The organism is Rhizobiaceae bacterium (genome assembly GCA_023953835.1).
GTDB lineage: Bacteria > Pseudomonadota > Alphaproteobacteria > Rhizobiales > Rhizobiaceae > Mesorhizobium_G.
Genome location: JAMLJB010000001.1, coordinates 1572705 through 1596543 on the forward strand (window position 1 = coordinate 1572705; position 23839 = coordinate 1596543).

Genomic DNA, 23839 nt, shown 5'->3' on the forward strand with positions numbered 1-23839 from the left:
AATATTGCGCTCGCAGATTTGGGCAGGACATCCGAGGGGGTTGCCGAATGCGACTGTTTCAATGCCAGAATTGCGGCAACGTGGTTTACTTTGAGAATTCGTACTGCGAGCAGTGCGGCAAGCAGGTGGGCTACCTGCCCGGCCTCGGTCAAATGAGCGCGGTCGACGCGGATGGTCCGAACTGGATTGCGCTGGGCGACCCATCGCGGCGGTATCGCTTCTGCGCGAATTGGGAGCAAAGCGCCTGCAACTGGATGGTCCATGCCGATAGCGGCGAGACCTTCTGCCGCGCCTGCAGCCACAACCGCACCATTCCCGACATTTCGACGCCGGAACATTACCGGGACTGGCGCAAGATCGAGGATGCGAAGCGTCGCCTGTTCTATTCGCTGATCCGGCTCGACCTTGAGACGCCGACCATCGCCGACGGGGTCGCCGAGCCGCTTGTGTTCGATTTCCTCGCCGATGCGCCGGACGGCAGCGTCAAGGTGATGACGGGTCATGAGAGCGGCGTCATCACCATCTCGCTGAACGAGGCCGACGATGCCAAGCGCGAAGCGGCGCGGACCGCCATGGGCGAACCCTATCGCGCGATCCTTGGTCATTTTCGCCATGAGGTCGGGCATTACTACTGGGACCGGCTGGTGCGCGACGGCGGCCAGCTCGACAGCTTTCGCGCGCTGTTCGGGGATGAACGCGCGGACTACAATGAAGCGCTCCAGCGCCATTATGAGAACGGCGCGCCCGCCGACTGGCGGCTGAACTTCGTTTCAGCCTATGCGACCATGCACCCGTGGGAGGACTGGGCCGAGACCTGGGCGCACTACCTGCACATCGTCGACACGCTGGAAATGGCCGCATCCTTCGGGATCGAGACGCATCCCGAGGTGGCGACGGAAGCGCTTTCGGCACGAATCGCCTTCGACCCCTACGAGACCGAGGAGCTTTCGGCGATTGTCGATGCCTGGCTGCCCGTCAGCTTCGCGTCGAACAGCCTCAACCGCTGCATGGGGTTGCCGGACCTCTACCCCTTCGTGATTCCCCCGAAGGCCATCGAGAAGCTCGGCTACATCCACAATCTGGTGCACGGATTGCGCAAATAGAGCGCGATCAGGACAGCGGGATCACGTCAACCGATTGCGAGATTTCCTGCGCGCCGGAGGTGCGGAGCACGCCGCGAACCGGCGCGACATCGGAATAGTCGCGTCCCCTCGCGGCGACGATGTGGTCGAGGCCAGCCATCATCGCATTGGTCGGGTCGAACTCGATCCATCCGGCATTGGCGCCGCACCATGCCTGCACCCATGCGTGCATCGCATCGGCGCCTTCGAGGCGCGGCATGCCCTTCGGCGGTTCGGTCCGCAGGAAGCCGCTGACATAGCCGGCGGGAATGCCGATCTCGCGCAGGCAGGCGATCATGATGTGCGCGAAGTCCTGACAGACGCCGCGCCGTTTTGCGAAGGCTTCCTCCAGCGGTGTGTCCACGGTGGTGGCGTCGCCGTCATATTGCATGTCCCGATGCAGAGCGAGGTTGATGGCGCTGACGATCTCCATGGCGGATGCATCGCCCGGCGCGACGTCGCGCACATAAGAGGCGATTTCCGGGCTCGGCCCGATGAGCGGCGAGGATTCGGCGAAATGATGCGGCGAAGCGGCATCCAGCGTGCGCACCGCCGCCAGCTCGGCGGGCAGGTCGCGCAGCCGCGCCGAGACATCCATGGCGGGCGGATAGCCGAAACGGTCGACACGCGCGCGCAGGATCACCTCGATCTCCTCGTTCGGCGTATCGAAACAGATGTCGACGGTGCGGTTGCCGAAAAAATCGATGCGGTCGGTGCGCTCCGACGGTGCCGGATGGATATCGATGGCGCCCGCCACGAGCCGCTGGATGCCCGCCTCGTCCGCCGGCATCAGCCGCAGCACCTGACGGCCGGCGGCCATGCGGTCGTAAACGCATTTGGTATTGAGGAGGACTTCGTACAGCATCTATTTGAAATAGGTTTCCGTGATCAGTTCGGACAGAAGCGCGATCTGTCCCCAGGTCTCGTCGAGGGCCTCGACGTCGAAACCGTCCGGGGTCCGCACCGCCACGTCGGTTTGCGCGCGCAGAGCTGCGCGGGCAAGCTCGGACATCTGGCCGCGAACGCCCGCACCCGGCAGCAGATCCACCTGCGTCCTGATCTCGTTCAATTGATAGAGGATCGAACGCGGGTTCATGCCATCGAGCGCCATCAGGTCGATGACGGTCGGCCGCGATGTGCGCACGGTGTAGCGCCTGCGGTGCGACAAGGTGCTGTCGCCGACCTCCACGGCGAAATCGAGCGCGCCGTCCGGCGCATTTTCATCGGTCATGCGACCAAGCAGCGATGTCATCGCCAGCGCGCGTTCGAGCGAGCGTCCAATGGTCAGGAAGCGCCAGCCCACGAAGCGGTACATGTTTTCGTGAACGAGGCCGGAAAATCCGGTGATCTTGCGCAGCAGGACCCCCATCGCGCGGGCGCTGTCGTCGCCGACCACGGAGGTGGCGGCAATGCGGTTTGCGCTGTCGGCAAGATCGTTGAGCGCCAGCCATCCATCCACCGAGAAGCGGTCGCGTATCTTCGAGGCGCTGCCAAGCGCTGCCTCGAACATGTTGCGCAGCGCGGGCGGAATCGCTTCGTCCGGCTCGATGTCCAGCCCCTCGATATAGGAGCGCACATGCGACAGGAGCGGGCTTTCCAGTTCGCCCGCTTCGGCCAGCCGGGCGAAATAGGCGCGCATGAGGCGCATGGTCGATTCCGCGCGCTCGACATATCGCCCGAGCCAATAGAGGTTGTCGGCGGCGCGGCTCGGCAGCGCGCCGGGCCGGGGCCGGATATAGGGCCCGGTGGGTTCGGCCAGCATCGTCTCGGTGCTGACCTTGCGGTCCGACACCACCCAGACATCGGCCACGGCGCTGCCCTGCTGCATGGCAACCGCCTTGGGATCGTTCGAATGGCCGATTCGCGCGAAGCCGCCCGGCATCACGGTCCAGCCGTCGAGGGTCCGCGCGAGGTAGACGCGCAGGCTGAGGGGGCGTGGTGTCAGCCGCCCGTCCTCCCATGTCGGCGTGGTGGACAGCGTCACGGTTTCCTGTCCGACGAAGTGCCGGCCATTTTCGGCGGTCAGCGCGAACTCCGCGCCCGAATCGTCGATGCCGAAGGAGGGGCGCGCTGACCTGCCTGCCAGTCGCGTCGGCGGCACGGCGGGACTGATGACCATGTGTCCCGCTTCGGCCGTGACGATGCGGCGCTCCTGTTCCTGCCCGCACCACCAGGTGGCCACATTGGGCATCGCCAGAGGCTCGCCCATCAGGAATTCGCATATGCCGGGCAGGAAGGCGAAAAGCGCCTTCGCCTCAAGCGCGCCGGCGCCCAGCGCATTGACCATCGCGATGTGGCCCTGGCGCGCCGCGCCCGCCAGCCCGGGGGTTCCGAGCCGCGATGCGCCGTCGAATTCGAGCGGATCGGTGAAGGTCGCGTCCATCCGTCGCCAGAGCACGCTGATCGGTCGGTTGCCGGAGACGGAGCGTACCATGACGCGACCGTTTACGACGGTCAGGTCCTCGCCCTCCAGCAACCCGATGCCGAGATAGCGTGCGATATAGGCGTGCTCATAATAGGTGTCGGTCATCGGCCCGGGGGAGAGGATCGCGATGCTGTTCTCCTCCGCCCCGCGCATCTGGTTCAGCGATTCCCGGAAGCGCCGGAAGAAACCCGCGAGCCTGTGCACATGGGCGTCGGCGTAGTAATCGGAGAACACGCGCGCCGTCGCCACCCTGTTCTCGAGCGCAAACCCCGCGCCTGAAGGGGCCTGAACGCGGTCCTCCAGCACCCACCACTGGCCGTTCGGCCCACGCCCTATGTCGAAGGCAAGGAAATGCAGGAAGTGGCCGCCGGCGGGCTTGACGCCGACCATGGGGCGAAGCCATTCCGGGTTGCCGGCCACGATGGAGGCCGGCAGCCTGCCCTCGGCGACCAGCGCGTTGGGACCGTATATGTCGGCTGCGACGCGTTCGAGCAGTTCGGCGCGCTGCGTCAGGGCAGCGGCGATGCCGGTCCATTCGCTGTCATGCAGCAGCACGGGAATGTGGCTGAGCGGCCAGGCGCGGTCGATGGCGCTTTTCTGGCCATACTGGCGAAAATAGACCCCCGCATCGCGCAGATATTCATCTCCGCGCGCGAAATGGCCCGCAATATCCGCTGGCGCAAGGGAGGAAAAATAGTCGAGAAACTGCGTCCAGACCGGACGAATGGCGCCGGACGGACTCATCAGTTCATCTGCCACGCCCGCCAGCGGACGGTAGTGCGAAGCGGCATTCCATTGCCGCATGAGCTGGTCGCTGTTCTTGGCCATCAAAGCCCTGCCGGACGACGCATGTCGAGGGTCATCGGAAATTCGGGCGAGATGCCCGGAGCCTTTGCCTCATAGAGGCCCGCATTGTGGCCGGACGGCTCGAAACGCGCCAGCCGCCGCGCCTCCGCTTCGTTGGCATTGACGGGAAATGTCTCGTAGTTGCGGCCACCGGGATGCGCCACGTGATAGGTGCAACCGCCCAGCGCCCGCCCGCTCCATGTGTCGTAGATGTCGAAGGTCAGTGGCGCATTGACGGGAAGCACGGGATGCAGCGCCATGGCAGGCTGCCACGCCTTGTAACGGACGCCCGCGACCGCGATGCCTTGCGTTTCGGTCTTTTGCAGCGGCACGGTGCGCTTGTTGCACGTCACGGCATAGCGCGAAGGGTCGGCTGCAGTGAGCTTGACCTGCAATCGCTCGACAGAACTGTCAGTGTAACGCACGGTGCCCCCGATTGCTCCTGTTTCGCCGAGCACATGCCACGGCTCAAGGGCTTGCCGCACTTCCAACCCCACGTCTTCATACTCCACTTCGCCGCAGAACGGGAAGCGAAATTCAAGCTGCGCCTCGAACCATTCCGGCTTCAGGTCGAGGCCATGTCGCCGCAGGTCGGCCAGAACGTCGAGGAAATCGCGCCACAGGAAGTGCGGCAGCATGAAGCGGTCGTGCAGCGTGGTGCCCCAGCGCGTCAGCGGCCCGTCGAGCGGGGATTTCCAATGGCGCGCGATCAGCGCACGGATCAGCAGTTGCTGCGCGAGGCTCATGCGCGGGTTCGGCGGCATTTCAAAACCCCGGAACTCGACGAGGCCGAGCCTGCCCGTGGGGCCGTCGGGCGAATAGAGCTTGTCGATGCAGATTTCGGAGCGGTGCGTGTTGCCGGTGACGTCAACCAGAAGGTTGCGCAGCAGCCGGTCGACCAGCCAGGGCAGCGGCGGCCTGCCCGATCCCGGTTCGGGAATCTGCGCGAGGGCGGTCTCCAGCTCGTAGAGGCCGTCATGCCGCGCCTCGTCGATGCGCGGCGCCTGACTGGTCGGGCCGATGAAAAGGCCGGAGAACAGATAAGACAGGCTGGGATGCCGCTGCCAGTGCAGGATCAGGCTTTTCAGGAGGTCGGGCCTGCGCAGGAACGGGCTGTCATTGGGCGACTGGCCGCCCACTACGACATGGTTGCCGCCGCCTGTGCCGGTGTGGCGCCCGTCGATCATGAACTTGTCCGCGCCGAGCCGGGTCTGGCGTGCTTCTTCATAGACGATTTCGGTCGTCGCGACGCATTCCTCCCATGACGATGCCGGATGGATGTTGACCTCGATGACGCCGGGATCAGGTGCGACGCGAATCACATTGATGCGCGGGTCGTGCGGCGGCGCATAGCCCTCGATCCGCACGCGCAATTTTTCCTGCTTCGCCGCTGCCTCGACAGCCGCGATCAGTTCCAGATAATCCTCGATCCGCTCCACGGGCGGCATGAATACGCATAGCCTGCCGTCGCGCGGCTCCACGGCCATCGCCGTGCGCACCGCACCGCCTCCGCTGTCGAGCGTCTGTTCGATCAGCGTCCCGACCTCGCCCGCCGGGGCCTCAACGATCGCGGCAGGCTGTCGCCGGTTCATTTCCGGCAATGCGCCACGTTCCTCCGTCGGATCGGCGGGCTGGATATAGGGATAGGCGGATGGCGGAACATAGGGCAGCGTGCCGAGTGGGAGGCGAAAGCCGACCGGGCTGTCGCCCGGCGCAAGGAACAGGTGGCCTCGCCTGAGCTTCCATTTTTCGGATTGCCAGCCGCCGGTCGCCCGCGCCTGCCAGCGCTGTACGGGCAGTACATAGCCCGACGCATTGTTCAGCCCGCGCTCGAATACGCGCGCGATGCGATTCCGGTCCTCCGGGTTCTTGAGCTTGGAATCCTGCGGCGTGACGTTTTCCGGCAGGTTCGCTTCCTTGAGTATCCATTCAGCCGGGTCCTCGAAGGCGGGCACGACATGATCGTCGCTGATGTCGAGTTCCTCCGCGATCGCGGTGAGCAGCCGTTCCGCCTGCTCGATGGTGGCGGGTTCGCCGCCTTCTTCCGGCGCGATCAGCGATTCGTCCTTCCAGATCGGCTTGCCGTCCCGGCGCCAGTAGAGCGAGAAGGTCCAGCGCGGCAGGCTTTCGCCCGGATACCATTTTCCCTGCCCGTGATGCAGCATGCCCTTGGGCGCGAATTTGGCGCGCAGGCGGCGAATGAGTTCATCTGCCAACCCGCGCTTGGTCGGTCCCACGGCATCCGTGTTCCACTCGGCGGATTCGAAATCGTCGATGGAGACGAAAGTCGGCTCGCCGCCCATGGTCAGGCGCACGTCGCCTTCCTTCAGCATCTCGTCCACCTTGCGTCCGAGTGCGTCCAGCTCCGCCCAGCTTTCGTCGGAAAACGGCATCGTGATGCGCGGATGTTCCGCGACGCGCTCGACATGCATGTCAAAGGCGAAATCGACATTGGCGAAGCTCGCCATGCCGGAGATGGGCGCGGCGTTGCGATAGTGCGGCGTCGCCGCCAGTGGAATGTGGCTCTCCCCCGTCAGCAGGCCAGATGTCGGGTCGAGGCCGATCCAACCTGCGCCCGGAATATAGACCTCCGCCCAGGCGTGCAGATCGGTGAAGTCATGGTCGGTACCGGGCGGGCCGTCGAGCGAAACCAGATCGGGCTTCAACTGGATGAGGTAGCCGGAGACGAAACGCGCCGCCAGTCCGCAATGGCGCAGCGCCTGCACGAGCAGCCAGCTCGTGTCGCGGCACGAACCGGTGCGCACGCCAAGCGTCTCCTCCGGCGTCTGGACGCCGGGCTCCATGCGGATCACATAGCCGATTTCGCGCGCAAGCCGCGCGTTGAGGTTGACGATAAAATCCACGGTGCGCTGCTTTTCGAGCGACACCGTTTCGAGGAAGCCGGCCAGAAGCGGGCCCGCCGGTTCCGCCGCTCGATAGATGGCGAGGTCCTCGGCGATCTCCTCGGGATAGCTGAACGGATAGTGCTCCGCGTTTTCCTCGACGAAGAAGTCGAAAGGGTTGTAGACCGTCATGTCCGCGACGAGATCGACTTCGATCTTGAACTCGGTGACCGGCTCCGGAAACACGAAGCGTGCCAGCCAGTTTCCGTAGGGGTCCTGCTGATGGTTCACGAAATGATCGGACGGCGTGACCTTCAGCGAATGCGAAATCACCCGCGTGCGGCTATGCGGCGCAGGCCGCAACCTGATGATCTGGGGACCCAGCACGACGGGCCGGTCATATTTGTAGTGGGTGAGGTGATAGATCCCCGCCTTGATTGACATAGTGCTTCAAAGTCCCCTTGCTCAGTGTGCAATGCATCATAATCGGCTTTGCATGCCAAGCCGGAAGTTCCCGCGTCCACGGCGCGAGCTTCGTTGACATTTCCGCGAATCCGCATTTACTAAAGCAATGGAGCTGGTTCTGCCGAAAGGCGGATGAAAAGGGAACACGGTGATGCCGGATCGGCCAATCCGTGACTGCCCCCGCAACTGTAACCGTTGAGCCTCTCCCTGAATGCCACTGGACACATCCGTGTCCGGGAAGGCGGGAAAGGGGCGATGACGCGGAAGTCAGGAGACCTGCCGGTTCCGGTCACCCATGCTTGACCACGGGGTGTGGTCGGGCGCGGCTCTCCGTAGCGGTGACACGATGTGTTGCCGTATGGCGGGGCCGGGGTCAGTGTGCTCACTGAACGCCACCTCCGATGCCTGCGGTTGTCTTTGACCGCGGGGCAAACTGCATTTTCCCCGCATGAAATGCTGAGGGAAACATGCGAAACGCCATACGACGCGCCGCCACGACATCGATCGTCTGCGGGGCAAGCCTGCTGCTCCTGCCGGGCCGAGCAGCCGCGCAGGAGGAAGAGCCGACAGAACTTGCGCCGGTTCTCGTCACGGAGGGGCTGACGCCCGTCGAACAGGAAAAGTCCGGTCGCGCCTATACGGTAATAACCGGCGAACAGCTCGAACAGAACCAGATACGCTATGTCGCCGACGCGCTGCGGCAGGTGCCGGGCTTCGCCGTTTCACGCACCGGCTCCTTTGGCGGCTTCACCCAGGTTCGCGTGCGCGGCGCGGAGGCCAACCAGTTGCTGGTGATGGTCGACGGGGTCGAGGCCAATGAACCGTCGAGCGGGGAGTTCGATTTCGGAAGCCTGCTGGTCGAGGATATCGACCGCATCGAGATCCTGCGCGGTCCCCAAAGCGCGTTCTGGGGGGCCAATGCGTCCGCGGGCGTTGTCAACATCATCACGAAGCGAGGCGCGCGCGATGGCTGGCGGACCTCCGCCCGCTCCGAAATCGGCACGGACGGCACCTTTCTCGGCGGGCTGGCGCTGTCGGGCGGGAGCGGGAATTTCGACGCGGCCCTGTCCGGCGCGTTCCGGCGTACGGACGGCTTCAACATTTCCGATTTCGGCGACGAGAAGGACGGCGACCGCAACACCACGCTGAACGGCAGGTTCAACGCGGACCTCTCCGAGACGCTGTCCGTCGATGCCACGCTGCGCTATGTCGACCGCAAGAGCGATATCGATCCGCAGGATTTCAGCTATGTGGGCTGGTTCCCCGGTCCGAACTACGGGTTGGTGGTCGACGGCGACGATTATACCGCCACGCGCGAATTCTACGGTTCCATCGGCGGAACGCTCGTCGCGCTCGATGGCGCGCTGACGCAGAAGGCGCGGTTCAGCGGCAGCGACACGCACCGCGACAATGAAAGCCAGGGCGTGCCGACCTACGATGACGGCAACCGCTACAACGGCTCCTATCAGGCAAGCTATCGGTTCGACACGCCGGGTGCGCTCGACGCGCATCACCAGATCACCGGCGGCTATGAGTGGCAGCGCGAAACCTATGCGCCCTCGCACCTGACGGAGACCTTCGAGCGCGACAGCAATTCGCTGGTCGGCGAGTATCGGGGCGCATTTCTGGAGCAATTCTTCCTGAATGCCGCGCTCAGGCGCGATTTCAACGACGCCTTCCAGGATGCGACCACCTACAGCGTCAGCGGCGCATGGAAGGTGCCGGACACCCAAACGCGGCTGCATGCGTCGGTCGGAACCGGCGTCACGAATCCCACCTTCTTCGAGCAGTTCGGCTACATACCCGCAACTTTCGTCGGCAATCCCGGGCTGAAGCCGGAAAAGAGTTTTGGCTGGGACATCGGTGTCGAGCAGGGTTTCTTCGACCGCAGGCTGGTCGCAGACGTTACCTATTTCAACCAGAACCTGACCGACGAGATGGCGACCGTCTATGGCGGCCCGCCGGACTATCCGTCCACCCCGGTCAATCTGGATGGCGAGAGCAAGCGGCAGGGCGTCGAAATCTCGGCCACCCTGAACCTGATGAACGGCTTCTCGACCACCGCGACCTACACCTATACCGACTCCACCCAGCAGCAGACCTCCGGCGGGGAGCGGGTGCAGGAACTGCGACGTCCGAAACATTCCGGCTCGATCTCGGCGGCCTATACGTTCCATGAGGACCGCGCGCGCGTTTTCGCGGACGTTACGTTCAACGGCGAGATGCTCGACAACTCATTCCTCGGAGGGTTGACGACGCCGGTGACGCTCGACAGCTATACGGTCGTGACGGTGGGCGGCAGCTACAGGTTCAACGACCGTCTTGAAGCGACTGCCCGCATCGAAAACCTGTTCGATGAGGAATATGAGGAAGTGTTCGGCTACAACACGCCCGGTCGAACGGCCTTCATCGGCTTGAAAGGGTCATTCTGAGTGCATTGCAGGACACGCCTTGCCGCGACGGTCGTGATTACATCCGTGTTGCTCGCCGGATGCGGTTCCGCGCTCGCCGCCGGCAGGGCGAGCCGCGTCGTTTCGATGAACCTTTGCACGGATCAACTGGCGATGCTGATTGCAGCGCCCGGGCAACTCCATTCCGTGTCCTGGCTGGCGGCGGACGGCGAAGCCTCGGCCATGGCGGAACAGGCGAAGGGATTTGCGCTCAATCACGGGCTTGCGGAGGAGATCTTCCTGATGCGGCCCGACCTCGTGATCGCCGGCACCTATACGACGCGCGCCACGGTCGGGCTGCTCCGCGAACTCGGCATCCGCGTCGAGGAGTTTCCGCCCGAAAATACGCTGGACGATATAAGGCACAACATCCTGCGCATGGGCGAGGTGCTGGGCGAAAGCGCGCGCGCCGCCGAAGTGCTGGGCGCTTTCGATCATGCGGTTGCCGAAGCGTCGGCGCAGCCTTCGGGCAAGATTGCCGCGACCTATTTCGCGAACAGCTACACGGCAGGATCGGGAACGTTGTTCGATTCGCTGCTTGCAGCATCGGGACTTGAGAATATGGCGGTACGCCTCGGATATGCGGGCACGGCGAGACTGCCGCTCGAATTGCTGCTGCTCGGCGCGCCGGACGTGCTGGTCGATGCCGACGAGCGACCCTCCATGCCCGCACTCGCGCAGCAGAATTTCGTCCACCCTGCCTACAGGCGGCTTGCTGGGCAAAGCACGCGGGCGGTCGTTCCCGCGAAATACACCATTTGCGGCGGGCCGTTCACAGCTGAGGCCATCCGGCTTCTGCGCGAGGCGGGCGCGCGCGCCGGGGCGAATCCATGACCGCCAACCACCGATATGCCGTTGTCATCGGTGCGCTGGCGGCACTGACGCTCGCCCTTTTCGTTCTGTCCCTGGCCGTTGGACCGGCCGCCATCGGATTCACCGACAGCATCGCCGCGTTGTTTTCGAACAAGGCCGATGCGGTGGTGCTTATCATGCGCGAGGTGCGCCTGCCGCGCGCGCTGCTCGGCCTGATGGTCGGCGCAACGCTCGGCCTGTCGGGCGCGGTGCTCCAGGGCCTTTTGCGCAATCCGCTGGCGGAGCCGGGCCTGATCGGAGTCAGTGCTTCCGCCTCGCTCGGGGCCGTCATCGCGATCTATTCGGGGTTGACGCTTGTCTTTCCCTTGGCGCTGCCGCTGGCGGCGCTGGGCGGTGCGCTTGCGGGTGTTCTGGTCGTCCAGGCATTGGCGGGCACGCGCGGCAGCGTGCTGACCATCATCCTTGCCGGCGTCGCCGTATCGACCTTCGCAGGCGCGATGACCTCGCTTGCGCTCAACCTGTCGCCCAATCCCTTCGCGTCGCTCGAGATCATGTTCTGGATGCTCGGATCGCTCACCGACCGATCCATGACGCATGTGTGGCTCGCCGCGCCCTTCATGCTGGCCGGCTGGGTGCTGCTGATGACGCTGGGCAAGGCGCTCGATGCCCTGACCCTCGGCAGCGACAGCGCGGCAAGTCTTGGCATTGACCTGCGCCGCACGCAGATGCAGGCCGTGCTCGGCACGGCGGCGGCGGTCGGCGCGGCCACCGCGATCTCCGGCGCAATCGGTTTCGTCGGGCTGGTCGTGCCGCACCTGCTGCGCCCGCTGACGGGGGGCCTGCCCTCGCGGCTGTTGCCGGCCAGCGCGTTGGGCGGAGCCTGCATGGTGCTTGCAGCCGACATTGTGGTGCGCATCATCGCGCCCGAACGCGACCTCAAGCTCGGCGTGCTGACAGCCATCGTCGGCGCGCCGTTCTTCCTGTGGCTGGTCTATGCGCAACGCAGGAGCCCGGCATGACGTTGCTGGTGGCCGATGCGCTGCATGTTTCGCTCGGCGCGCGCCGCGTCGTCGACGGTATTTCCTTTGCGGTGAAACCGGGCGAATTCGTCGCGCTGGTCGGACCGAACGGCGCCGGGAAATCGACGCTCCTGCGAACGCTGGCGGGCGTGCTACCCTATTCGGGGTCGATCAGGATCGATGGGGAAGAAAGCGCCGCGCTGCCTGCGATACGCCGAGCGCGGACGCTCGCTTTCCTGCCGCAGGAACGGGATGTCGCATGGAACATCTCCGTCGAGGCGCTGGTGGCGCTCGGCCGCTCGCCTCATATTACCGCATTGTCGTCGCTTCGGCCGGACGACGAGCGGGCAGTGGACGCGGCCATGCGACGCATGGAGGTTCTGGCTTTCCGAAAGCGCCCGGTCGCCGAACTGTCGGGCGGGGAGAAAGCGCTGGTGCTGGTTGCGCGCGCGCTGGCGCAGGAAACACCCCTGCTGCTGGCAGATGAGCCTTCCGCCGGTCTCGACCCCGCGCACGGCCTGTCCCTCATGGCGACCTTTGCCGGCATCGCGCGGGAAGGAAAGAGCGTGATTGCGTCGACCCATGACCTCGGAATGGCGGCGGCGCATTGCACTCGCATTCTGCTGCTTGCCGGCGGACGCATTGTCGCGGACGGCGCGCCGGGCGACGTGCTGACCGTTGAACGCATACGCGAGGTGTATGGCGTCGAAAGTTACATCGCCACCGTTGACGGGCGCATGATCGTCCAGCCGTTGGACCTTGCTCCAGCTATCTGAGGCGGAATGCTTCAATCCGACCATGAAATGCCCTAAGTATCGCGCATGAAGAAGATCGGTTTCCTTTCGTTCGGCCATTGGTCGCCCTCTCCGCAATCGATGACGCGCAGCGCGGCGGACGCACTGTTGCAATCCATCGACCTTGCGGTTGCCGCCGAAGTACTGGGCGCGGACGGCGCCTATTTCCGTGTGCACCATTTCGCCCGCCAGCTTGGTTCGCCCTTTCCGCTGCTTGCCGCGACCGGCGGGAAAACGAGCCGCATCGAGATCGGCACCGCCGTTATCGACATGCGCTATGAAAACCCGCTTTACATGGCGGAAGACGCGGGCGCGGCTGACCTGATTGCGGGCGGACGGCTGCAACTCGGCATCAGCCGCGGCTCACCGGAACAGGTGATCGATGGATGGCGATATTTCGGCTATGCGCCTGCGGAAGGCGAGACCGACGCCGACATGGCCCGCCGCCACGCCGAGGTTTTCCTTGATGTGCTGCGGGGGCAGGGGTTTGCGGAACCCAATCCGCGCCCGATGTTTCCCAACCCGCCCGGCAAGCTGAGGCTTGAGCCGCATTCGGAGGGCCTGCGCGAACGCATCTGGTGGGGCGCGGCAACCAACGGCACGGCTGAATGGGCGGCGAAACTGGGCATGAACCTGCAAAGCTCGACGCTGAAATTCGACGAGACCGGCGAGCCGTTCCACATCCAGCAGGCCAGTCAGATACGAGCCTATCGCGAGGCGTGGAAGGCGGCAGGCCACAAGCGCGAGCCGAGGGTTTCCGTCAGCCGCAGCATATTCGCGCTGGTCGACGATCGAGACCGCGCCTATTTCGGGCGCGGCGGCAAGGAGCAGGACCAGATCGGCTTCATCGAGGAAAACACCCGGGCGATATTCGGGAGGGGCTATACCGGCGAGCCGGACGTGCTGATCCGGGAACTGGCCGGGGACGAGGCCATTGCCGAGGCGGACACATTGCTGCTCACCGTGCCGAACCAGCTCGGCGTCGACTACAATGCGCATGTGCTGGAGGCGATCCTGACGCATGTCGCGCCGGCGCTGGGGTGGCGCTAGCGCGGACTGGCGGCCCCGCCACCGCCAGTGACAGGAACTAAGATCAACGATTACCGTGAGCAGCCTGTGAGCCAATCGTTTCTCAACCGCATCATTCCGACTTCCGCGCTTCGCAAGCTGGGACCGAACGAGTCTCCGCGCGTCTCCAACATGGAATTGTTCTTCGACCTCGTTTACGTCTTTTCCATCATCCAGCTCTCCCATTTTCTGCTCGCGCACCAGAGCTGGACCGGCGCGATAGAAGCCGCGACTCTGTTTGCCGCCGTCTGGTGGGCGTGGAACTATACGGCATGGGCGACAAACTGGCTGAACCCCGATCACACCAGCGGCCGCACGCTCATGGTCGTCCTTATGGGTTGCGCGCTCATGATGGCGGTGGCGATGCCGGAAGCCTATTCAGAGCGTGCGGGCATGTTCGTCGGTGCCTATGTGTCGATGGCGCTGATTCGCGCGGGCTATATGGCGCTTGTGTTCCGTGGCCAGCGCATGGGCCAGAATTATGCGCAGCTGTGCGCCTGGAGCGCGATCTCGGGCCTGTTCTGGGTGGCAGGTGTGTTCTTGCCGGAAGCGCGGCTCTGGCTTTGGATCGTCGCGGTGGTTCTGGACTATGCCGCACCCTATCACGGTTTCTGGCTCCCGGGAAAAGGCTCCACGCCCATGGAAAGCTGGCCGCTGAGAGGTCTGCACCTGCTCGAGCGCAATCAGCAGGTTTTCATTATCGCCCTTGGCGAGTCGGTGCTGCTGCTCGGGGCCTTGCTGGTGGAGCATGAGTTGCACAGCGACGTCATCCTTGCCGCAATCATCGGCTTCCTGTTGATCGTTTCGCTGTGGTGGATCTATTTCGTGCATCTTGCGGAAACCGGCGAGCACCGTTTCAGCCATGGCTCAGACCATACAAGGCTGGCGCGGGCCGGACTTGCATATGCCCACGGCGCGATGGTCGCCGGCGCCATCGTGGTGGCCGTCGCCATAGAAATGATGGTGGCCCATCCGCACGAGCCGGTGCATCCGCAGACGGCAATTATCGCGGCGGCGGGTCCGTCGATCTTCCTGCTCGGCAGCGCCATGTTCCACCGGGTGATGGCGGAGCGGGTGCGCACGGGCTACCTCGCGGCGGTGCTGGCGCTCGCGATCATCGCCTTTTTGGCGCTGAAACTGCATCTCGCGACGCTGTGGCTCGGAATTGGGGTGCTTGGTGTCCTGATTGTTCTAGCATTGGCCAGCCGGCCAAAGGAGCTTGGTGAATGACAACGGCTGGGCTCTCGCCTCGAAAGGCAGTGGTCGCGAACGCTGCCTTTTTCTTTGCCGTCGTGATGCATAACCTGACCTATCCGCTTTCGGCCGCGGGCGGCATCTGGCCTGCCGTGTTCTATATTTTCTACTCGACGATATTCGTCGCCGCGACCTGGGCATTGAGCAGAAGCCGGATATTGCGCCTGTTGATTGTGCTTTGCGGTGCGGCAGTGCTTGCCGCCGGTCTCTTCAATTCCTACACGCCCGGCAGAGATGCGATGCTGGCCGTGCTGCTCTCGTCGATCGCCTATCACATCGTGATGTGCATGGTGCTCGCGATCTACACTTTCAGCGCCAAGACGGTGATGACGGACGTGCTGTTGGCGGCGACGTCGCTCTATCTCGTGATCGGCTCCTGCTTTGCCGCCGTACTCACTCTGGTCGAATGGATCCTGCCCGGGTCCTTCGTCGCCGGCTCGGGAATGGAAATCACCTGGCAGCGCATGGTCTATTTCAGCTACGTTACGCTGACCACGCTGGGCTATGGCGATATCATTCCCGTCGGGTTCTATGCGCAATCCGCTGCTTCCTTCGAAGCTGTCCTTGGTACGCTCTATACGGTCATTCTGTTGTCGCGGCTCGTCGGCCTCCACACCAGCAATCCGACGAAATCGCATAAGTAAGCGAGCCAGAAGCGGTCTTTACTCTTTCCTTATGCAGGCGGGGCGATTTCCCAATCGAGTTTTGATGCCCGCAAGCCCTATCTCCAAGGCCTGACTCGCTTTGGAGATTTTCCATGTCCGATATTTCCTATCTCGCGCTCGGCGTCTGCGCCTTCGCCCTGCTGGCGCTCTATGCCCGCGTCCTTTCCCGGATCTGAGGGGGTGTCGCCGTGCTCGAACCTCTCATCGGCATCGCCGTGGCGCTGGCACTCGGCATTTATCTCATTGTCACGCTGATCCGCCCCGAGCGGTTCTGATCGGCAGGAGCACATTCCATGACCGTTGTCGGCTGGCTGCAAATCGGCCTCGTGTTTCTCATCGTCGTCGCCCTCGTAAAACCGCTTGGCCTCTACATGGCCCGCGTGTTTTCGGGCGAACGCTGCTTCCTCTCGCCTGTGCTCGCTCCTGTCGAGCGCGGCATCTACGCGGCTTCCGGGATTGATCCGCGCGCCGAGCAAGGGTGGCTTGCCTATGCGGGCTCGATGCTTGCGTTTTCGCTGGCGAGCTTCATCGCCCTTTATGCAATCCTGCGTCTGCAGTTCTACCTGCCTCTCAATGCGCAGGGCTTTGCGGGCATGTCTTCCGATCTTGCCTTCAACACCGCGGTCAGTTTCGTTACCAACACCAACTGGCAGGCCTATGGCGGCGAGACGACGCTCAGCAATTTCAGCCAGATGGCCGGGCTGACGGTCCAGAATTTCGCCTCGGCGGCGGCGGGCATCGCGATCGCGCTTGCGTTGACGCGCGCCATTGCCCGGTCGGGCGTGCAAACGGTCGGCAATTTCTGGGTCGATCTTGTCCGCGGAACGCTCTATGTGCTGCTGCCGCTCGCAATCCTGACCGCGCTTGCATTCGTTGCGCTGGGCCTGCCGCAGACGCTCGACGCATCGGCAACGGCGACAACGCTCGAAGGCGCGCGGCAAACCATTTCGCTTGGCCCAATTGCCAGCCAGGAAGCCATAAAGCAGCTCGGCACCAATGGCGGCGGCTTCCTGAACGCCAACGCCGCGCATCCCTTCGAGAACCCCAGTGCCATCTCCAACTACATCAACATCATAGCGATGCTGGGCGTATCGGGCGCGCTCGTCTATGCCTTCGGCCAGATGGTGGGCGACCGCCGCCAGGGCTGGGCGTTCCTCGCGGTCACGGCGATATTCCTCCTGGTTGGAACGGCGACGATCTATTGGGCCGAATCCTCCGGCAATCCTGTCCTCACCGCACTGGGCGTCGATCCGCTCTCCGGCAATATGGAGGGTAAGGAAGTACGCTTCGGGCAGGCCGTGACGGCTGCCTACGCGGCCGTCACGACAGGGCTTTCCGATGGCGGCGTCAACGGTATGCACGGTTCGTTCACCGGCCTCGGCGGAATGGCGCCGATGTTCCTGATCCTTCTCGGCGAGGTTCTTCCGGGCGGCGTCGGGTCCGGCCTTTACGGGATGGTGGTCTTTGCAGTTCTCGCCGTATTCGTCGCTGGGCTGATGGTCGGGCGCACGCCGGAACTCCTCGGCAAGAAGATCGAAAGCCGCGAAATGAAATATGCGATGCTGGCGGTGCTGATCCTGCCGCTTTCGATCCTCGGCTTCGCCGCCATCTCCGCCATGCTGCCTTTCTCCGTCGCAAGCGTCGGCACGGGCGGTCCGCACGGCCTGTCGGAAATCCTCTACGGATATGCCTCGGCGACGGGCAACAACGGATCGGCCTTCGGCGGGTTGAGCGCCAACACGCCCTGGTACAACAGCACGCTGGGCATGGCGATGTTGCTTGGCCGTTTTGCCTATGCGGTGCCCGTGCTTGCCATTGCCGGATCGCTTGCCGCCAAGCCGCGCATCGCCGCGACGGCCGGAACCTTCCCCACAACGACCCCGATCTTCGTCGGCCTGCTCGCCGGCATCATCCTGATCCTGGGCGGCCTGCAATTCTTCCCCGCGCTTGCGCTCGGCCCCATCGTCGAGCACTTCGCAATGCTCGCCGGGCAAACGTTCTAAAGGACGGAAACCATGTCCAGCACTCCCTCAACGGCTCGTAGCCTGTTCGACCCTGCCATCCTCGTTCCCGCGCTTGGCGACGCCTTCCTCAAGCTTGATCCGCGCAAGCTGATGCGCAATCCGGTGATTTTCGTCACGGAAGTCGTCGCCGCACTGGTCACGCTGTTCTTCGTTCGCGACATTGTTACGACGAATGCCGGCGCGCTGTTCTCGGGCCAGATTGCGATCTGGCTATGGTTCACGGTGCTGTTCGCGACTTTCGCGGAAGCGGTTGCCGAAGGCCGGGGCAAGGCGCAGGCCGACGCGCTGCGGCGCACCCGCTCGCAGCTCACCGCGCGCAAGGTCCTGAAGCCGGACGAACTCGACGTCGCGGAAGTCCCCGCAAGCGACCTCAAGCTCGGCGATCTCGTCATCGTCGAGGCGGGCGAGCTTATTCCCGGCGACGGCGAGGTGATCGAGGGTGTCGCCTCGGTCAATGAAAGCGCGATCACGGGCGAGTCCGCGCCGGTCATCCGGGAGGCGGGTGGCGACCGCTCGGCGGTGACCGGAGGCACCGAAGTGCTGTCGGACTGGCTGAAGATACGAATCACGAGCGCTCCGGGGTCCAGCTTCGTGGACCGCATGATTGCGCTCATCGAAGGGGCGGAACGGCAGAAAACGCCGAATGAGATTGCGCTTTCGATCCTGCTGTCGGGACTGACGCTGGTTTTCCTGATCGCCGTGGTCACGCTGTGGGGCCTGGCGGGCTATTCGGGAACGGTGCTGTCCGTGACGGTGCTGGCAGCACTTCTGGTGACGCTGATCCCCACCACCATCGGCGGCCTGCTCTCGGCAATCGGCATTGCGGGCATGGACAGGCTCGTGCGCTTCAATGTCATCGCCACGTCGGGCCGCGCGGTGGAAGCTGCCGGCGATGTCGACACGCTGCTGCTCGACAAGACGGGAACCATCACCTTCGGCAACCGGATGGCGACGGATTTCCTTCCAGTTACGGGCGTCACCCGGGCCGAACTTGCAGAAGCCGCCCTCCTCGCGAGTCTCGCGGACGAAACGCCCGAGGGGCGCTCCATCGTCGCGCTTGCGACAGGTGAATTCGGGTTGAAGGCGCCCGCCATTCAGCCCGATGCGGTTGTCGCCTTTGCGGCAGAGACGCGGCTGTCGGGCATCGATTTCAAGGGCCGCCCGATCCGCAAGGGTGCCGTTGACGCGGCCCTGAAATTCGCAGGGATCGATCAGATGAGCACCTCGGACGTGTTTCGAAAGGCGGTCGATTCCGTTGCTCGCACAGGCGGCACGCCCCTTGCCGTTGTCGACGGCAAGAAGCTGCTCGGCGTCATCCACCTCAAGGATGTCGTCAAGCCCGGCATCAAGGAGCGTTTCGCGGCGCTCCGGGCCATGGGCATCCACACGGTCATGGTGACGGGCGACAACCCGGTCACTGCGGCGGCGATCGCCTCGGAGGCGGGCGTGGACGATTTCCTCGCCGAGGCCACGCCGGAACAGAAGCTCGCCTATATCCGTAAGGAGCAGCAGGGCGGGCGGCTGATCGCGATGTGCGGCGACGGCACAAACGATGCTCCGGCGCTCGCACAGGCCGATGTGGGCGTCGCCATGCAGACCGGCACGCAGGCGGCGCGCGAGGCCGCAAACATGGTCGACCTCGACTCAAGCCCGACCAAGCTCATTGAGATCGTGGAAATCGGCAAGCAGTTGCTGATGACGCGCGGATCGCTGACGACCTTCTCCATCGCGAATGACGTGGCGAAGTATTTCGCGATCATCCCCGCCCTGTTCGTGACGACCTATCCGGCCCTGTCCGCGCTGGACATCATGCAACTTTCCTCGCCGCAATCGGCCATATTGTCGGCCGTCATATTCAATGCGGTGATCATCGTCGCGCTGATCCCGCTGGCGCTCAAGGGCGTGGCCTATCGTCCGGTCGGCGCAACAGCCCTGCTGCGCCGCAATCTGCTCGTGTACGGGCTTGGCGGGCTGGCCCTGCCCTTCGCCGGGATCAAGCTGGTCGACATGGCGATCTTCTCCCTTCATCTGGTGTAATCATGCAGAACATTCTCCGCCCCGCGCTCGTCATGACGCTCGTTTTCATCGCTCTCACGGGCATCGTCTATCCGCTGGCCATCACCGCGATTGCACAGCTCGCGCTGCCGGTTCAGGCCAACGGTTCGCTGGTCATCAAGGACGGGACCGTCGTGGGTTCCTCGCTGATCGGCCAAGCCTTCACATCGGAGAAATATTTCTGGCCGCGTCCTTCGGCTGCGGGTGAAGGCTATGACGCGGCGGCTTCCAGCGGCTCCAATCTCGGCCCGACATCAGCGAAGCTCGCCGCGCGTGTGCAGTCGGACGTGGAAAGGCTGCACGCCGCAGGGCTCGCGGGTGCTGTCCCCGCCGATGGTGCAACCGCCTCCGGCTCCGGCCTCGATCCGCACATCTCGCCGCAATTCGCCCGCGCGCAGGTCGCGCGGGTTGCGAAGGCGCGCGGATTGCCCGAGGCCGAGGTGGAAGCGCTGGTCGCGCGCTTCACCGAACAGCGGCTCTTCGGTATTATCGGTGAGCCGCGCGTCAATGTCCTGTCCATCAATCTGGCATTGGACGACGGTATGCCTGGCTGAGCCGTATGCCCGATCATAGACCCGACCCCGATGCATTGCTGGCCCTGGCCGAGAATGGCCGGGGCCGCCTGACTCTGTTTCTGGGTGCTGCGCCAGGTGTGGGCAAGACCTTCGCAATGCTTTCGCGCGCCCGCAAGCTCAAGGCCGATGGCGTCGACATTGTCGTCGGGCTTGTGGAAACACACGGGCGCGCCGACACGGCCAACCTGCTGGAAGGTCTGGAGGTGCTGCCGCGCCGCAAGCTTCGGATACAGGGCCGCCAAATCGAGGAGTTCGACCTCGATGCCGCGCTCCTGCGAAAGCCGCGCATCGTGATCGTGGACGAACTGGCGCACAGCAACGCGCCGGACAGCCGCCATCCCAAGCGCTGGCAGGACGTGCAGGAACTTCTCGCCGCAGGCATCGATGTCTGGTCGGCAATGAACGTCCAGCATCTGGAAAGCCTGTCGGATGTGGTCCAGCAGATTACCTCTGTGCAGGTGCGCGAACGAGTTCCCGACAAGGTGCTTCAGCAGGCGGACGAGGTGCTGCTGGTCGATCTCGAACCTTCGGCGCTCATCGAACGGCTGAAAGAGGGCAAGGTCTATCTTCCGGAAAATGCAAGACGGGCAGCCGACAGCTTCTTTCGCCTCGGCAATCTGACGGCCCTGCGCGAAATGGCGCTGCGCCGCACCGCCGACCGGGTCGACGATCAGGTCGTGGACTATCTGAAGCAGAATGCGATTGACGAAAACTGGCAGACGGCGGAGCGACTGCTCGTCTGCATCGGACCCGATCCGCTTTCGGAGAAAGTGATCCGCGCGGCGGCGCGGCTGGCAAGCAGCCTGAACGCACCCTGGCTGGTGATAACCGTCGAGCGGCCCGACCAGCCGCTGCAATCACGCGAGCAGGGCCAGGTTGTGGAGGCCAATTTCAGATTGGCCGCGAGCCTTGGCGCCGAGACGCGGCGCATGGCCGGCACGGATTTCGTCGAAGAGATCATGAAGGCTGCGAAGCGCGAGCGTGCGACGCAGATCGTCATCGGCGCGCGGCATCCCTCGTCGATCAGGCGTTTGTTCGGAAGCTCCCTGCCGGACGCACTGATCGCCAGGGCCGCAGGTGCCGCCATTCACATCGTGACCGACGATTCCGTCGCTGCCCCGATCCTGTCCAGGGTTCCCGCGTCCCGGCGATGGATCGAGAACCCGGTGAAGGAAATCGGTGTTCCGTTCGCAGCCGTCGCAATTTCGACCTTGGCCGGCGCGACCATAGAGAGCTTCATCGATCTGCCGAATATCTCGCTGGTCTATCTGCTCGCGGTCGTGACCTCTGCCGTCTATGGCGGCTCTGTGGCGGCCTTGCTCGCAGCGGTACTGTCCGCCCTTGCCTATAATTTCTTCTTCATCCAGCCGACCGGCAACCTGACCATAGCATCACCCCACGAAGTGTTCGGGCTGATCGTCTTCATCGTGACCGCGTTGATCGCAGGCGGCCTTGCTTCCCGCATCTCGGCACAGGCGGCCAGCGCCCGCAAACGCGCTATCTCCATGCAGTCGCTGTATGATTTTTCACGCAAGCTTTCTGCTACAGTGAAGGCGGACGACGTGATCTGGGCGGCTGTCAGCCAGTTGCAGGTCACCTTGCGCCGCAATGTCGTCCTGCTTACGGCGACAGCGGGCGAGCTTTCGCTTGCCGCTGCGTGGCCGCCGGATACCGAGCTCGACCTGACCGACATGACGGCGGCGCGCTGGGCGGCGGAAAAGAACGAGACGGCGGGCAATGGCACCGGAACCTTGCCAAAGGCGCGGTTTCAGTTCAGGCCGCTCCTGCCCTCCGCGGGCATTGAGGCGGTGGTGGGGCTGCGCCTTGCCGACGATCCGCTCGATGCGGAGGAAGAGCAGGCGCTCGGCGCAATATTGGACCAGACGGCGATTGCAATAGACCGGGCGCGCCTCTCGAAGGAAAGCCTCGACCAGGCCGCGAGGGCGGCAGGCGAACGGTTCCGATCGGCGCTGCTTTCGTCGATCTCGCATGACCTCAAGACGCCGCTTGCAACCATTTCGGGTGCGATATCATCGTTGCGGCAATTGGGTGACCGCATGAAGCCTGCGAGCCGGGACGACCTTCTGGCCTCCATCGAGGAGGAGAGCGACCGCCTGAACCACTTTGTTTCCAACCTGCTCGACATGACGAGGATCGAGGCGGGCACCGTGGATGCGCGCCGCGACTGGGTGGATGTTGGCGATGTCATTGGCGGCGCGCTTGAGCGCGCGGGGAAATATTTCCCGGATCGGGTGTTCGAAGCCAGTTTTGCGGAGGCTCTGCCGCTCATTCGCGGCGACAGCGTGCTGCTGGGTCAGGTCATCTTCAACCTGCTCGACAACGCCGCAAAGTACGGTGGAAGCGAGCCCGTCAGCGTCTATGCCCGCAGCGAGGGATCCGAAATCGTGATATCGATCACCGACATGGGCAAGGGCATCCCCGGCAAGGAGCTGGACAAGGTCTTCGAGAAATTCTTCCGTCGCGGCAAGCCGGATGGCCGAACGCCCGGGACAGGACTCGGGCTTGCAATCGCCAAGGGTCTGGTCGAAGCCATGGGCGGGACGATTGCCGCCCAGAGCCCGGCCATTCGCAAGCGCGGCACGCGAATAGTGCTGCGCTTTCCGATCCCGCCCGCCGAACAGGAACGAATGAAGCCATGAACGCGGACAGGATACTGGTCGTGGACGACGAGCCCCAGATCCAGCGCTTCCTCAAACCCGCGCTGGAGGCTGCGGGCTATGAAGTCTTGCTGTCGGGGGATGGCGCGTCGGCGCTCAAGCTTGCGGTCACCGGCGCTCCCGCGCTTGTCATTCTCGATCTCGGCCTGCCGGACATGGACGGGAAGGAAGTCGTGCAGCGCGTGCGCGCATGGTCGCAGGTGCCGATCATCATTCTCTCCGCCCGCGATCAGGAAGCCGAGAAGATCGCTGCGCTGGATCTCGGCGCGGACGACTATATCGAAAAGCCGTTCGGCATTGGGGAACTGACGGCGCGTATTCGTTCTGCGCTCCGCCATCGCGTCATGCAGGACGGAGGCGCGGTCGAGGTCGAGCTTGACGGCCTGGCGATCGACACGCTGAAACGGCAGGTTCACCGCGATGGAACAGAAATCAAGCTGACACCGAAGGAGTATGACCTGCTGATATTGCTGGCGCGGCATGCGGGCCGGGTCGTCACGCACAAGACCCTGCTGACTTCGGTCTGGGGACCGGCGCATGCGGAAGATATGCAGTATTTGCGAGTGTTTATCGGGCAATTGCGCGCGAAGATCGAACGCGATCCTACAATTCCCCGGATTATCAAGACCGAGCCGGGCGTTGGATACCGGCTCCTGGCGAGTTAGGAGCCGCTGCACAAGCCGATATCGGATTGGCGGCTTTTCGCATTGCAGCATAACGGGTATAATGCTCGGCGGGAGCGGG

General features: G+C 64.0%; 16 protein-coding genes and 1 riboswitch. Of the genes, 13 read left to right on the forward strand and 3 right to left on the reverse strand.

Annotation, left to right across the window (positions count from 1 at the left end; genetic code table 11):
- Positions 1–47 precede the first annotated feature (47 nt).
- Complete coding sequence (locus M9924_07350) at positions 48–1103, forward strand: putative zinc-binding peptidase (protein MCO5064220.1); 1056 nt, start codon at positions 48–50, stop codon at positions 1101–1103.
- A 7-nt stretch (positions 1104–1110) separates the two neighbouring features.
- Here the strand turns inward: M9924_07350 and M9924_07355 are convergent, their stop codons facing one another.
- Genes M9924_07355 through M9924_07365 form a run of 3 tightly spaced genes read right to left on the reverse strand, consistent with a single transcriptional unit; the run spans position 1111 to position 7679 of the window.
- The gene (locus M9924_07355) at positions 1111–1986 is read right to left on the reverse strand and encodes a transglutaminase family protein (protein ID MCO5064221.1); all 876 of its coding nucleotides are present in this window, start codon (positions 1984–1986) and stop codon (positions 1111–1113) included.
- A complete protein-coding gene (locus M9924_07360; protein ID MCO5064222.1) occupies positions 1987–4374 on the reverse strand; it encodes a circularly permuted type 2 ATP-grasp protein in 2388 nt (795 codons plus the stop codon).
- Positions 4374–7679 (reverse strand): transglutaminase family protein, encoded by a 3306-nt coding sequence (locus tag M9924_07365; GenBank protein MCO5064223.1) that lies wholly within the window; start codon positions 7677–7679, stop codon positions 4374–4376. Before M9924_07365 ends, M9924_07360 begins: the two co-directional genes overlap by 1 nt.
- Positions 7680–7796: 117 nt before the next feature.
- Positions 7797–7999: riboswitch (cobalamin riboswitch) on the forward strand.
- 168 nt (positions 8000–8167) lie between these two features.
- Between M9924_07365 and M9924_07370 the strand changes: the two genes are divergently transcribed.
- The 12 genes from M9924_07370 to M9924_07425 all read left to right on the forward strand — a co-directional run bounded on the left by M9924_07370 (position 8168) and on the right by M9924_07425 (position 23760).
- Complete coding sequence (locus M9924_07370; GenBank protein ID MCO5064224.1) at positions 8168–10132, forward strand: TonB-dependent receptor; 1965 nt, start codon at positions 8168–8170, stop codon at positions 10130–10132.
- A complete protein-coding gene (locus tag M9924_07375) occupies positions 10133–10984 on the forward strand; it encodes an ABC transporter substrate-binding protein (GenBank protein ID MCO5064225.1) in 852 nt (283 codons plus the stop codon).
- Positions 10981–11982, forward strand: coding sequence for an iron ABC transporter permease (locus M9924_07380; GenBank protein MCO5064226.1), 1002 nt, complete (start codon positions 10981–10983; stop codon positions 11980–11982). Before M9924_07375 ends, M9924_07380 begins: the two co-directional genes overlap by 4 nt.
- The gene (locus M9924_07385) at positions 11979–12758 is read left to right on the forward strand and encodes an ABC transporter ATP-binding protein (protein MCO5064227.1); all 780 of its coding nucleotides are present in this window, start codon (positions 11979–11981) and stop codon (positions 12756–12758) included. The genes M9924_07380 and M9924_07385 overlap by 4 nt, the downstream gene beginning before the upstream one ends.
- A gap of 45 nt (positions 12759–12803) precedes the next feature.
- Positions 12804–13826, forward strand: coding sequence for an LLM class flavin-dependent oxidoreductase (locus tag M9924_07390; protein MCO5064228.1), 1023 nt, complete (start codon positions 12804–12806; stop codon positions 13824–13826).
- Between the two features lie 66 nt (positions 13827–13892).
- On the forward strand, positions 13893–15074 hold the full coding sequence (locus M9924_07395; protein MCO5064229.1) for a low temperature requirement protein A: 1182 nt from the start codon (positions 13893–13895) through the stop codon (positions 15072–15074).
- On the forward strand, positions 15071–15742 hold the full coding sequence (locus tag M9924_07400) for an ion channel (GenBank protein ID MCO5064230.1): 672 nt from the start codon (positions 15071–15073) through the stop codon (positions 15740–15742). Before M9924_07395 ends, M9924_07400 begins: the two co-directional genes overlap by 4 nt.
- 314 nt (positions 15743–16056) lie before the next feature.
- Positions 16057–17766, forward strand: a complete 1710-nt coding sequence (gene kdpA, locus M9924_07405; protein ID MCO5064231.1) for a potassium-transporting ATPase subunit KdpA — start codon at positions 16057–16059, stop codon at positions 17764–17766.
- A gap of 12 nt (positions 17767–17778) precedes the next feature.
- A complete protein-coding gene (kdpB, locus tag M9924_07410; GenBank protein MCO5064232.1) occupies positions 17779–19824 on the forward strand; it encodes a potassium-transporting ATPase subunit KdpB in 2046 nt (681 codons plus the stop codon).
- A gap of 2 nt (positions 19825–19826) precedes the next feature.
- The gene (gene kdpC, locus M9924_07415; GenBank protein ID MCO5064233.1) at positions 19827–20396 is read left to right on the forward strand and encodes a potassium-transporting ATPase subunit KdpC; all 570 of its coding nucleotides are present in this window, start codon (positions 19827–19829) and stop codon (positions 20394–20396) included.
- Positions 20397–20401: 5 nt separating this feature from the next.
- Positions 20402–23077: a sensor histidine kinase KdpD gene (locus M9924_07420; protein ID MCO5064234.1), complete on the forward strand. Its 2676-nt coding sequence runs from the start codon at positions 20402–20404 to the stop codon at positions 23075–23077.
- The gene (locus M9924_07425) at positions 23074–23760 is read left to right on the forward strand and encodes a response regulator transcription factor (GenBank protein ID MCO5064235.1); all 687 of its coding nucleotides are present in this window, start codon (positions 23074–23076) and stop codon (positions 23758–23760) included. Before M9924_07420 ends, M9924_07425 begins: the two co-directional genes overlap by 4 nt.
- Positions 23761–23839: the final 79 nt, after the last annotated feature.